This is a genomic window from Parabacteroides sp. D25 (genome assembly GCF_000307475.1).
Lineage (GTDB): Bacteria > Bacteroidota > Bacteroidia > Bacteroidales > Tannerellaceae > Parabacteroides > Parabacteroides distasonis.
Genome location: NZ_JH976506.1, coordinates 320099 through 333398, shown reverse-complemented (window position 1 = coordinate 333398; position 13300 = coordinate 320099). Strand labels below are relative to the sequence as shown.

The window sequence follows — 13300 nt, the reverse complement described above, 5'->3', positions numbered from 1 at the left end:
ATTTAGAGGGTTAAACTTAAACCGCCCATAATGGTGCGGGTGGATGGAGCCCGTTTCACAGAATACATATTTCGTTCCAAATATCCACCACCCAATTCAGGATCTCCTTGAAACTTTGTGATAATAAATAAATTATCACAATTAATATAAAACTTCAAACCTTCTATCTTCAAATGAGAAAGTATTGATTTCGGTAAATTATAGCCGAAATGTAAATTCTTCAATTTAAAGAAAGAACCATCCTCCACAAAATAAGAGGAGACATTCTTGAAGTTTCCATTCGGGTCCTCTTTCGTTACTCGAGGATGTGAAGTAGCCCGGTTCGTCGGACTCCACGCCTCATATACCTTATAAGTCGTATTATAGTCGCCATAGAAACTTCTTTCATAAAGCTTAGCGCTATTAAAGACATCAACACCTGCGTTTCCTAACCAGCCCATACTTAAATCAAGGCCTTTCCATGACAAATTTATATTCAATCCATACATCAAATCCGGCCAAGGATTACCGATATATGTCTTATCCTCATTCGTCACCTTTCCGTCTCCATTTAAATCCTTATATTTCAAATCACCCGGAGCCGTACCTGCTTGTTGGTACAATCCATCCGGAGATTGAGCGTTTAAGGCATCGATTTCCGCTTGGTCTTGAATAATACCATCCACGACATATCCATACATCTGTCCCATCGGTTGTCCATTTTCCGTACGATAAATAGAACTATTCAAAGTCGCATCGCTTCCAGCCCAAATGATCGGATTCACTTGGTCACTTAACTTTACCACTTTGTTCTTGTTGGTAGACAACGTAAAAGCCACGTCATACCTGAAATCTTTATAGGAATCCCTCCATTGAACCATCCATTCGAAACCTCTATTGCTTATCTTTCCGATATTAGCCCGATAAGAAGAAGTCTCGCTAAATGGTTCCGAAGAAGGTCCGGCAGAAGGTGGCACACCTACTGAATATAACATATCGGAAGTTTTCTTATCATAATACTCGATTGTCGTATTCAAGCGATTATCCAGAAAACTTGCGTCAACACCTATATTCCATTGGGCCACGTCTTCCCATTTAATCGTAGCATTCGCAACATTTGAATACCAGAATCCTCTCTGCGTATTTTGCCTATCATATGAATAATATAGATAATTATTCGTAAAAGAAGGTTCATACAAGAATTGAGGAATTGTATTGTTACCAATTTTACCATAACTTCCTCTCAATTTCAATTGAGACATCCATGTTATATTATCCTTTACGAAGCTCTCTTTTCCCACATTCCAACCGACAGAAGCAGAAGGAAACACACCAAACCGATTCTCTGGACCAAAGTTATCATAACCATCCCGACGAATACTAGCCTCTAGCAAATACCTGTCATCATAAGCATAGTTTACACGAGCGAACTGGGATAAACTACGACCTTCCGTTTTCGTTCCGGATACATCTTTATCTCCCGTACCTAAACTAATATCATCCGAAGGCTGAACCAAAAAGCCGTTTTTCCAACCACCTGCCGAAGAAGCCGTCGCCCGATAAGCCTCGTAGCCAACCAAACCTTTTACATAGTGTTTCTCCCCAAAAGTATGGTCATAGGTCAATGTATATAACATACGTAAATCATAACCGGAGCCATAATCTTTCGAGTAATAATCCTGTTGAGATAAAGATCCCAAATTCCATGACTCTAAGAACAAATTATTCGCATGGGAGTCAAAATTGGCAGAGAAATTCGCTTGGAATTTTAAATCATTGATAATCTCCCAATCCAAAATCGCATTTGCCCGGGCCCAAAACCTACGTTCATTCTCATGATGAGACATTAGTGTAGCCACATGATTAGGTCCCTCGTAGTAACCACCTGCCGGATGTTTTCCCCAACCTCCACCAGCTTCGTTGGTATTATCATAAGGCACCATCGTAGGAACTTGGCGGTAATAAACATAATCATTATTCGTCTGCCCATACAAATGGGGATCCGTATTATTAAAACCAACAGTCATGATCTCGGAAAATTTCACGCGTTTACTTATATTTGTCTGGCTAGCCACACGGAAATTACCCGCATCCTCAAATGAATAACGTTCGATAAACTGATTCTTGTAGAACTCCGCAGACATATTAAATGTAGTTTTCTCATTACCACCCGTCATCTATAAAAAATAGTTTTGCCTAAAAGCATTACGCCAAACCAGATCTTCCCAGTCTGTATCTGGTAGCGAAGCGGGATTATCCCAGCCGGAATTGGGATTATTAGGGAAGCCTGCCGCCAATTTCCGGTCAATAAAGTCCGCGGTATGCAGCATATCCGGCAAATCGATCGGAGTCTCTATTCCAAAGTTTACTCTCGCATTAATAGAAAGTTTCCCTATCTTTCCCTTTTTAGTGGTAACAAGGATCACACCTCCTGCTCCCCGGGCACCGTAAATAGCAGTCGAAGCCGCATCCTTCAAGATCTCGATAGATTCTATATCATTAAAATTAGGAGCGCTACCCGGCACTCCATCCACGATCCACAACGGATCTGCGCCATTGATAGAAGCCGCTCCACGAATGATAATATTCCCATTGGAAACATTGACACCTGCCACACGGCCTTGAATAACATGCGACACATCCATATTTAAATCATTAAAATCATCCGTCTTAATAGAAGCCACAGATCCCGTTACATTCGACTTTTTCTGCACGCCATAACCAACAACGACTACCTCATCCAGTTTTTGAGTATCTTCCTTCAAGTTTATCATTAAACTTGATTTTCCGTTCACAGCTACATCTTGAGTATTAAACCCAATATACGAGACCTGTAAAATACCGCTATCATTTATATTTAATGAGAAATTTCCCGAAATATCCGTTACCGTTCCATTCGTAGTCCCTTTCTCAACAACATTCGCTCCGATAATCGGTTCACCGTTACTATCCACGACAGTACCAGATACCAGCTTTACATTACCGGCAGTCTTTAAAGTTACGACAATTGAATGCCCTGTCATCGTATATTGCAAGTCTCTTTGATGCAGTACATCATCTAACAAACGCCGAATCGGCTGATTCGTCACGTTTAAAGTTACCTCTTTCTTTCCTTCCACTATAGCATCCCGATAAGAGAATATATATGTGGTTTGCTTCTCTACAGCCTCAAAAAATTGCTTTAATGTAGCATTCTTCATGGAAAGAGTGACACTTCCTGTCTGAGCTAATACCAAAATAGGATTAAAAAACAGAAATAGAGCCAAAAAAATTATATAGCTACATTGATTTTTTCTACTTTTGAACATATATTATTTTTTAAAATTGATACAATCCGTTTTATGGCTTGATCGCCATTCTCGTAAATGGAGTATTAATTGGGGAACCGGAAAATCTCGACCATTTTTCGGTTCCGTTTTTATTATGAAGAATCTTGTCGCATAAGAACTGATTTAAGGTTATACATTTTATTTTCACTCGCTCAAGGATGTATAAAGATATCATCTCCTCGTATATCATATGTAAAGTCATAATGCCTCTCTAAAAGGTCCATTACATCTACGATATATTCACTATCAAAATTTCCGGTAAATAAGTCATTCGCTAAAGAAAAATCATTCAAATGGATATTCACGCCATATCTACGCTCTAGTTTGGCCAAGACATCACTTAATTTCGTTGATCGAAAAACGAGGTCTCCTCTTAACCACGCCGTTTCAAATCGATTATCTGTTTTCTCCACGGTTATAATACCCGATTCTTTATTGAACAATGCTTTTTCATTTGGTTTTAGATAAACGACACGAGAAGGGTCTGAACAAGTCTGTATCTTGATCCGTCCCGATATCAAGGCCATTTCCATGACATTCTCCCGCTCATACGAATACACATTAAAACTTGTGCCCAACACTTCTATATCCAGATATTCAGTATGTACCACGAAAGGTTTATCCTCATTCCGAGTCACCTCAAAATAGGCCTCTCCCTCTAAATTAACTTGTCGAAGCTCTCGACCGAAATCGTGAGTGTAACTTAAGCTCGATTCCGCATTTAGTTTTACTTGTGTTCCATCCGGTAAAGTCACCCCCGATCTTTCCCCTCTATCGGCATGAACCACTAAATTGCCAATGCTACCCTTCTGATCGACTGGATTGAAATATAAATAACCAGACAATATACTTAATAAAGGTATTAATAGTATTGCGGCGATACGAGCCAGTTTCCTAAACACCATAACGAATCGTTCTTTTCTCGTTCGATTTTGAATCTCACTGAACATATCTCGTATGATTCTCTCATCAACCTCTTCAAAGGGTCGCCCATTTTCCCATAAATGAGACAATGACAACGATAATTCATCATCATCAGACAAATTAACCAAAAGCCGTAGTGTTTTCAACTCTTCCGTAGAGATCGTCTGATCCATGTACTTTGAGAGCAAATAATATGTATGTGACTCCTGCATAATATCCTTTTTATAAGGTATACACATGAGCCGTTAATTTATAACATGCCTTTTTAGATGTTATAAAACATAAGAATATTGTTTTTCAATTTTATTTATCCGATAAAGAAAAGAGAGAACAGCAAAGCATACTTACCGAGCTCCTTTCTTAAAACATGTAAGGCTTGCGATAACTGGTTACGCACAGATTGTTCTGAAATAAAGGCTTTAGCCGCTATTTCTGTTATAGTTATACCTTGTTCCTTATTTAACTCAAACAGTTCTCGTTGGCGAGGTGTCAACTTTTGTTTCGCTATTTCCAGTCTATGGTTAAATTCCTCAAAAGATAATTTACGTTCAATCGCTGTTTCCTCTCCATCTCCAGACTCATTTAGTACAACATCTTCCCAAAAAAGTGGACTATTTGCCTGCCTACGAAACTCATTCAATAATTGGTTCTTGGCCATCGTAAATAGGAAAGCACTGAAAGACATATCTAAATCAATTTGTTCTCTCCGCACCCACACTTTGATAAAAGTCTCTTGTACAATATCTTTTGCAAGAGCATCAGAATGAGTCAAGTGCAATGCGAACGCATATAGGCGTGAAGCGTATGATTCATACAGTTTCGTAAAGTCTCTGTATGAACCGCTTCGTAATCGTTCTAGGTATATCCGTTCTACATCCATCTCTTCTAGCACATATTGACCGAACAAATATAAAATAAAAAAATAAGAAGAGGTTATTTCCTCTTGAAAAGCAGGGTAACCGCATCATTTTTTACAGGAGACCGTTTGACTTTTACTACCTACTTCCCCATAAGATATATACTTCATCAGTAAATTAAGTAATACTTCATCGGTAAAGGAGATCTAGTACGTGGATCGGAATCAGAAGGTAATCAACGAAATTCCAAACTAACCGAATGAAGTCCTGTGTCAGACAAACAGAACAAATCGGCAACTTTTTCAAACTGCCGATTCATTTTTTCAGGCTATAGCTTATTCCGAACTCGCATTAATAAGCTTGATATTTCCCATTAACAAACACATCCTTCACCGCATTCAAATAGCCGAAACCATACTTCACATCCGGTAAGAGGTAAGCTCCTTCCACCCATTCATTCCAAGCGTAAACCGTGATTAGTTTAGGCTGTTCAGGATGCCTGTCACAATACTCTTTCGCCTTTTGCAAGAAAGCGGCGAAAGCCTCTGGGGATTGATTAAAATGCACCACGTCCTTCTGTGTTTTATGCGGGAAACGTGGCGTATCGTCCCAACCTATAGATGCGTTGGGGAAATAAGGGATAGAAACGGCTTCGCTCCATTTCTCCAAACGCTCGAAAGCCTCTTTTCCCCATTGAATGTAATCCTCCGGATGTGGGCCTCCCCAATTATACAAAGTTAAGCTATTAATACCTAACATCTCTATTTGCTTCAAGAAATCAGCATTCGGTACACCACCCGTCATTAATTGAACATGCAATCCGGGGAAACCAGCTTTCTTAACTTCCTCCCTGAAATAGTCCAAACCTTTGCGAGTTTCCTCCAATGAACCGAATGTTTTGATCAAATTGTCCGTGCTAAAAACAGAGAAGACAGGTTCCCCATTTATCTTATAATAATTGGGGCGTTTGAAATATTGATCAATAATGCGCTTCACGATGATCTTGAAATTGGGCCAATCGATCGCCCCATTCCACAGACGAGAGTTATCCTCCTTATAACGATGTACATTCCAGTAATTACGAGCCACATCGTGATCGGCCCACATAATATAGAAATTCATCTTCTGGTTGTTCTTGGCTTTCAGGAAACCATCATTCAAACATCCCTCCAAAAACGGTCCGTTGTTGAACCAATACCAATCAAAAATAAACGTGTTTACCCCATGGTCCGTGGCAGCCTCGATCCAACGCCCCATCACCTTGGGATCGTTATCCAACTCATAACCCCATAAGGGAATCTTAGGCTGGTAATGACCCGGAAACCGGGGATTACCCTTCTTGATGATCTCCCACTCACCCGTCTTCTCTGGCCATAATACTTCCCGTCCCATCGGGTCATCATGACAGGAAGGCCAAATATAAGCCGCAACTGTATATTCGGATGTCTTTCCCGAATGTCCCACGTTTTCATTTCCATTGTTATCAGCCTTTACACCAAGGCTCACCAATACTAACGCTAACAAAGTACCATAAAATACACTACATTTTCTCATAATGATTTTTTATTAAAATTCACCAACATGAATTTTGTTTCAAAGATACACTAGAATGGCAAACTCTTCCTATCAACTTTATATTCGCTGACAAGAAGAGCTTGTCGTTTTATGAATTTACAATGTATACCTTATCGGATGCTTACCATAATAATCCCTCATAAAAAGGAGTATGCTTTTCGGCATACCCCTTTCTATTAAAACAGACAAAGCTCTCTTTCACACAACCCATTCAAAGGTATTAATCAGCCCAAAACGTCTCAGATCTAGGAAATATAGGGAATCCTGTCACCCTGTCATTCTGATCTGGTCTACGCCGCTTCCACCAAGGATGATCCTTTGTCTCTTTCTGCCATTCCACAAGTAGTTTCGCCAACTTCTTACAGTCTACCGCATAAGGGAGACGATCGGCCACATTCTCCAACTCATTGGGATCTTTCTTTAAATCATAGATCTCGACCATAGCCCTTGGAGCTACGAATATCTGAGACTGTTCAGGTTTCAAAGTCCCATTTCGCTGATTTTGTTTCAACTCAAACCAGCTTAAACTAGAGCTTAAATCCATTGCCGTACCATGCGGAATATCGTAATACGCATTATAGATCAGTTTGATATTCTCCGTGCGGATACAACGAATATACTCGTCCGTGTCATGCCAATTCCGCTCCGAGAAGATATAATCACGTCCCCTCAATGACGGATCAAACAACAGCTTGCGAAAGCTCTTACTATAAACGCACTCATCCATCCGTACTCCAGCAAAATCCAACAACGTAGCCGCCAAATCCACCGTGCTGACCAACCCATTAGAATGCACCTTATTCTCAGGGATCATACCCCTCCACATAAACACCAGAGGAGTCTGTATGCCTGAATCATATAAAGAACCCTTACAACGGGGGAATGGCATTCCGTTATCACTCAAAAAGACAATAATGGTATTCTCCATCAGCTTTTTCTTCTCCAAGACGGAGATCATCCGACCTATATGCCCGTCCATACGAGTAATCTCATCATAATAATCCGCCAGATCCCGCCGTGTATCCGCTCCATCCACCAAATAAGGAGGAACCTTCACTCTTGAAGGATCATTCTCCTGAGGGCAGACATCACGGAAATAAGGACGGTGGCAATCATGGAATCCTACCCAAAGAAAAAACGGATGATCAGCACTATCATCAATAAATCGCTCGTAATTCCGAAAGGTCTCTTCGGACAAATCCCCACCATTGGGAAGATACGTTCCCGAGATCATCCGATCAAACTGCTTATCCCCATTGGAACCCCAATGAGTTTTCAACATAGAGCCCGTAAAATATCCTGCCTCCTTAAAATAGGAGGGCATCATACGAGTCGATTCATCGATCGGCATATGCAAATCCTCTGTCCCAATCGTATGGGCAAACATACCTGTCATCATACTGGTTCTAGATGGACTGGACTGCGGTGATGTCAAAAACGCATTTTGAAAACGGACTCCCTGCTTTGCAATTCTGTCTATATTCGGAGTTTTAATTGCCAAATTACCATAACAACCAAAGTCCATGCCTGCATCATCCGCTATGAACACCACGATATTGGGTTTCTCTTGAGCAAATAACAAGTTTCCAGAGCCCAAAACTCCACTAAATATCAAAAGTGAATTAAAACATGTATTTCTCATAATATTCTTATATTATTAATAACCTGGATTCTGAGTTAATTCTGGATTAATATCCTTTTCAACCAAAGGTATAGGAAATAACAGACTATTTTCAGATAAACTGATTCCCTTTGCATTAAATACCTCTAACGCCCGGTTAGTCCTTACCAAATCAAAAAAACGATGGAACTCAAAAGCCAATTCAACTCGTCTCTCATGCTCTACAGCCAACGCCAAATTATTATACTTTTTTGGATACGAATCACTTCCATATAAAGGAAGTCCTGCTCTAGCACGAACTTGATTCAAATAAGTTGCATCTCCTGTCAACTCCGAATACAATAATAAAATATCAGCATAACGAATAATCTCAAAGTTTTGTCCAGGGTTTTGCCAATCAGGATCATAGAACTTGCAAGTATAAGGATGATCAACCCAAATATTAGCACCTTCATCTTGATAACCTGGGACAATAGAGAGATTCATACGAGGATCATTTTCTTCATATTCTGCCAAAAGATCTTTACTTGGAGTATTTTTACCTCCTCCTCTAAAAGTGTCAGAAGAACCAGGTAAATGAAAAGACCAAAGAAAAGGAGTATATTGATTTTGATGTTCCGCATTTACATTGTCTACGCCCGACAAAAATTGAGCCTCCAGAATAGACTCTTTACAATTTTTTGTAGATGGGGCAAACAAATACGCATAATCTTCAACATCAACTTTTCCATCATTATTAGCATCCAAACTATATCTTCCAGAATCAATAATTCGTTTTAATTCTATTTTAGCAGAATCTTTATCCCCACGAATCAAATAAATTTTAGCCAAAATAGAAGATGCTGCATAAGTTGTTATTCTGCCAACATCCTTACCTTCATATGACTTAGGTAAATATTCCTTACAAAACAGTAAATCTGCTATAATCTGAGAATATATTTGATTTTTATCTTCACGCAAATAAGAATAACTCTCAGAAACAGTAACAGGTTTTAATAAGAAAGGTACATCACCAAACGCTTGAATCAAATTAAAATATATCAATGACCTAACAAAAATAAGTTCTGCTTTAATTCTATTCAAAAACTCATCAGACGTAAAAGAGACAGATGTATTTTCCAACCGATATAATACATCGTTAATTATTGAGATGCCATTATAAGCAGTTCGCCACGCTGATAGTATTGTTCCATTATCTGATTTAATTTTATGAAGCACTATATCTTCCGTATACGTATTTCCTCCATCTGTAAAAATCACACATACATTATCAGAGAATCGTTCTCCAAACAAATCAGGTAGCCCATTCGCATTATAGATCCGACATAATTGCCTATAAGCATCATTAGCCGCCAACGACAATTCTTCTTCGGTATTATAATAATTACCTTCTGTTAAATTTGTCTCGGGATAAAGCTCTAACTGGTCACTACAAGAGACCATGACAGCCATTACGATTAACAAAATATACTTTTTCATCACATTATGAATTAAAATCCAACATTAACACCAAAAGAAAAAACTTTAGAAGATGGATATATATTTCCCATCACACCTCTTGCAGAAGCATCTGAGGCATCCCCTCTAAACGACTCAGGATCCCAAACATCAGTACCAGTTATCGTAAATAAGTTCAAGGCATTAAAATAAAATCTCACAAATTGCAAACTTGCTATTTTCGAAATATTTTTTGGAAGTGTATAACCAAAAGTTAAACTCTTCAACCTAATATAAGATGTCCGGTCAATCCACAAACTTGATCCTCTCTTTTCATATTCTCCTAAGTCTACAGACAATCTGTAATGCTCACCATCACCAGGATTTTCCTCCGAACGCCATCTATTTGTAACTTCTTTCAAAAAATTTCGACCTTCATGATACATCAACGAACGATGAGCATTATCATCATATATCGCAAAATCATGAGCACCCTGGAACAAAAAACTCAAATCAAAATCTTTATACTTAAAGTTATTTGTAAATCCCCAAATAAATTTCGGATTAGGATCTCCAATAAGAGTTCTATCACCTGCATCTAATACACCATTCTTATTTACATCTACGTATCGACCATCTCCAGGTCTTGCAGTTTTATAATGCGCTGGATCAGCATCGATCTCTTTTTGGCTCATATAAACACCATCATATTGGTATCCATAAAAATTGAACACAGAGTGACCAACCTCATTAATTTTTTGCATTCCACCAAAACTACTTGGAGTAAAGATCATAGAAGCACCACTTGGCCCTAATTCAAGAATCTTATTTTTATTTTTTGATATATTGAAATTCGTACTCCATGAAAAATCTTTATTGTCAATATTTTGAGTAGTTATATTAAATTCAATACCTTTATTCTCCAATTTACCGATATTTGTAAATATAGAAGAATAACCTGTTATAGCAGGAACTGGAACATTCAACAACAGTCCATCAGATGTCGAATAATAATAATCTAATCCTACTTGTATACGACTCTTCAACACTCCCCAGTCTAATCCCACATTTAACTGTTGTGTACGTTCCCATTTCAAATCAGGATTAGTTATATTGGATGGATAATATGAAGTTGTTAAATTATTTCCAAAAGCAATTTTAGATTGATTTAATTTCGCCACCCAAACATAATCTTGAAAATGGTCATTTCCTGTCAATCCATAACTAACTCGCAATTTTAACATATTAATCCAATCCATTTTTTTCATAAAATCCTCTTCCGTCACTAACCATCCTAAAGAAATAGAGGGAAAATTTCCCCATTTATTATTCGGAGCAAAACGAGAGGAGCCGTCACGACGGAAAGCTGCAGAAAGCATATATCGGCCTTTATAGTTATAGTTTACTCTTGCAAAATAAGACATCAATGTATTCTTTGTGATTACATCACTTGAAGACAAAACGGTCTTTCCCGCACTTAACGCATGCAATAAATCATTATCATAGTCCCTTCTTGACTGACTAGTCTTATAATAGTCATTTTTATTAAATTCAAATCCTAACAAGAATGAAAATTCATGATTACCCCAAGATTTATCATACGTCAATAGATCCTGAAATGTATAATTCCACTTTCTAGCTTGATCAACTGTCATTTGTCCTGGAGTATAATAAGCCTCTCCTAAGTCATGATCTTTTGCCTCATAATTATTATAATCATTCCTTTTTAAATAATAATTAAAAGAAGATTTAAACTTCAGTCCAGGTAATAAATTTAATGACACATAAGCACTTCCTATCGTATTTAGAATTTGCCGATTTGCATCATTATTTTTCATATAAAGAGGATGGCCCATATTCGGTCTAAAAAGGATTGTATTATATTTTTCGAAACCAGGGAGATATGAATTACAACCAAGAAGACCATTCTCCGCATATACAGGGAAAACAGAAGGATATTGGACTGCCCACTCTGCTGTTCTCCAATAGACCTCTTTTTGATCTCCATAATTAAGACTCATATTGCCACCCACATCCAAATATTTATTTATATGAGTATTCAATTTAAGACTTAATGAGTACTTTTTATAATCAGAGTCTAATAAAATTCCTGCTTGATTGACATATCCAGCCGATATCAAGTAATCTGACTTTTCCGATTTACCCGAAATATTAGCATCCAATTTATGCATTGGTGCCGCATCAAATACGACATCTTGCCAATCAATATCATATAAACTTTCAGGATGCTCAAATGCTTCAGGCCATGTATATTTATATGCACCACGCGCCTCTATTGTATTAGGTGCGTTAGGATCACCACCACTATCAACCCAACCATTTTGTGCGGCATCCATATAAGCCTCTGCGTACTCCCGACTATTCATGACATCAATTTTCTTTAACAATTTTTGAACACCAAACAAGTAATTAATATTTACTCGTGGTTTTTCTGTTTTTCCACTCTTGGTTGTAATCAAAACAACACCATTCGCACCACGAGATCCATAAATAGCCGCAGAAGAAGCATCTTTTAAAATTTCGATAGACTCAACATCAGCATTATTGATCAAATTCATATCATAATCAGGAACAGCAACTCCATCTATAACTACGAGAGGAGCACTACTTGCAGAAATAGAATTAACACCTCTAATCTGTATTGAAGATGAACTACCTGGTTCACCAGAGCCTCCTATCACCTGCACACCTGCAACTTTTCCATACAAAGACTGCCCCACTTCAACAGCAGGACGACCAACAACATCTTCATCCATCTTAACAGAACCAACAGAACCTGTTAAATGAGATTTCTTACTAACCCCATACCCCACTACTACGACCTCTTCCAAAGCCTGAGTATCTTCTTTTAAAGCAATAGTCAGATTTGATTTACCCTCAACTGGGACATCTTGCACATTAAAACCGATAAAGGAAACAACCAATACTGCATTTTTCCCAACACTAATAGAGAACCTTCCATCTATATCCGTAATCGTCCCATTCGCAGTTCCTTTTTCCACGATATTCGCACCAATAACAGGTAAACCGTTTTCATCGACAACCGTACCAGTCACGGTCTTTCCATCTTGTCCTTGACTAAGATTTTTCAAGGATAAGATCACATCCTTACCTACTACCTTATACCCGATACTCGAATCCTTAAACACATTCTCCAACACAGAAATGAGATCTTCATCCTCTATATCAACTGATATCACTCGACTGACATCAACCAGCTTACTATTATAAAAGAAGTGGAAATCAGTTTGACTTTCAATCAGTTCCAAAACTTTTTTTATAGATTGATCTGTCGCTTTAAAAGAAAGTGAGGTGCTTTGAGCATTTGTTGTCATAGCAAATGACATACTAATTGATAAACATACAAGAAATAAGGTCAACTTCATAATTCTTGATATTTTAGATACCAACCTGACAAACGTTGATTTATCTCCATCAAGTTGGAAATATAAATTATTCATCATATTTTTGTAATTGATTTAAGATTAAAAAATAAATTTCTTAGTCGGTTTAAAGACCTTCTATCAAATTGTTTCATATGGGAAGATGCTGGTAAC

8 protein-coding genes are annotated in these 13300 nt (G+C 38.0%); all 8 read right to left on the bottom strand.

The genetic code is table 11. The features are described from left to right. Nucleotides 1-2: 2 nt before the first annotated feature. Nucleotides 3-2156, bottom strand: a complete 2154-nt coding sequence (locus HMPREF0999_RS22995; protein WP_009276501.1) for a SusC/RagA family TonB-linked outer membrane protein — start codon at nucleotides 2154-2156, stop codon at nucleotides 3-5. Next, nucleotides 2157-3179 (bottom strand): SusC/RagA family TonB-linked outer membrane protein, encoded by a 1023-nt coding sequence (locus HMPREF0999_RS22990; RefSeq protein ID WP_232306316.1) that lies wholly within the window; start codon nucleotides 3177-3179, stop codon nucleotides 2157-2159. Between the two features lie 281 nt (nucleotides 3180-3460). Beyond that, a complete protein-coding gene (locus HMPREF0999_RS17425) occupies nucleotides 3461-4471 on the bottom strand; it encodes a FecR family protein (RefSeq protein ID WP_009276499.1) in 1011 nt (336 codons plus the stop codon). Nucleotides 4472-4539: 68 nt separating this feature from the next. Next, nucleotides 4540-5112 carry an RNA polymerase sigma factor gene (locus tag HMPREF0999_RS17420; RefSeq protein WP_009276498.1) on the bottom strand — a complete coding sequence of 191 codons (573 nt, stop codon included), beginning with the start codon at nucleotides 5110-5112 and terminating at the stop codon, nucleotides 4540-4542. Nucleotides 5113-5440: 328 nt separating this feature from the next. Then, nucleotides 5441-6643 (bottom strand): glycoside hydrolase family 99-like domain-containing protein, encoded by a 1203-nt coding sequence (locus tag HMPREF0999_RS17415; RefSeq protein ID WP_009276497.1) that lies wholly within the window; start codon nucleotides 6641-6643, stop codon nucleotides 5441-5443. Between the two features lie 241 nt (nucleotides 6644-6884). Next, nucleotides 6885-8306: a sulfatase gene (locus tag HMPREF0999_RS17410; protein WP_009276496.1), complete on the bottom strand. Its 1422-nt coding sequence runs from the start codon at nucleotides 8304-8306 to the stop codon at nucleotides 6885-6887. Between the two features lie 15 nt (nucleotides 8307-8321). Next, nucleotides 8322-9764, bottom strand: coding sequence for a RagB/SusD family nutrient uptake outer membrane protein (locus tag HMPREF0999_RS17405; RefSeq protein WP_009276495.1), 1443 nt, complete (start codon nucleotides 9762-9764; stop codon nucleotides 8322-8324). Between the two features lie 11 nt (nucleotides 9765-9775). Then, nucleotides 9776-13207, bottom strand: coding sequence for a SusC/RagA family TonB-linked outer membrane protein (locus HMPREF0999_RS17400; RefSeq protein WP_009276494.1), 3432 nt, complete (start codon nucleotides 13205-13207; stop codon nucleotides 9776-9778). Nucleotides 13208-13300: the final 93 nt, after the last annotated feature.

What these genes read in the sequence shown, in the direction of transcription:
- HMPREF0999_RS17405 (WP_009276495.1), bottom strand. Translation starts at nt 9,764, where the DNA reads ATGAAAAAGTATATTTTGTTAATCGTAATGGCTGTCATGGTCTCTTGT.
- HMPREF0999_RS17410 (WP_009276496.1), bottom strand. Translation starts at nt 8,306, where the DNA reads ATGAGAAATACATGTTTTAATTCACTTTTGATATTTAGTGGAGTTTTG.
- HMPREF0999_RS17415 (WP_009276497.1), bottom strand. Translation starts at nt 6,643, where the DNA reads ATGAGAAAATGTAGTGTATTTTATGGTACTTTGTTAGCGTTAGTATTG.
- HMPREF0999_RS17425 (WP_009276499.1), bottom strand. Translation starts at nt 4,471, where the DNA reads ATGTGTATACCTTATAAAAAGGATATTATGCAGGAGTCACATACATAT.
- HMPREF0999_RS22995 (WP_009276501.1), bottom strand. Translation starts at nt 2,156, where the DNA reads ATGACGGGTGGTAATGAGAAAACTACATTTAATATGTCTGCGGAGTTC.
- HMPREF0999_RS17400 (WP_009276494.1), bottom strand. Translation starts at nt 13,207, where the DNA reads ATGATGAATAATTTATATTTCCAACTTGATGGAGATAAATCAACGTTT.
- HMPREF0999_RS17420 (WP_009276498.1), bottom strand. Translation starts at nt 5,112, where the DNA reads ATGGATGTAGAACGGATATACCTAGAACGATTACGAAGCGGTTCATAC.
- HMPREF0999_RS22990 (WP_232306316.1), bottom strand. Translation starts at nt 3,179, where the DNA reads ATGAAGAATGCTACATTAAAGCAATTTTTTGAGGCTGTAGAGAAGCAA.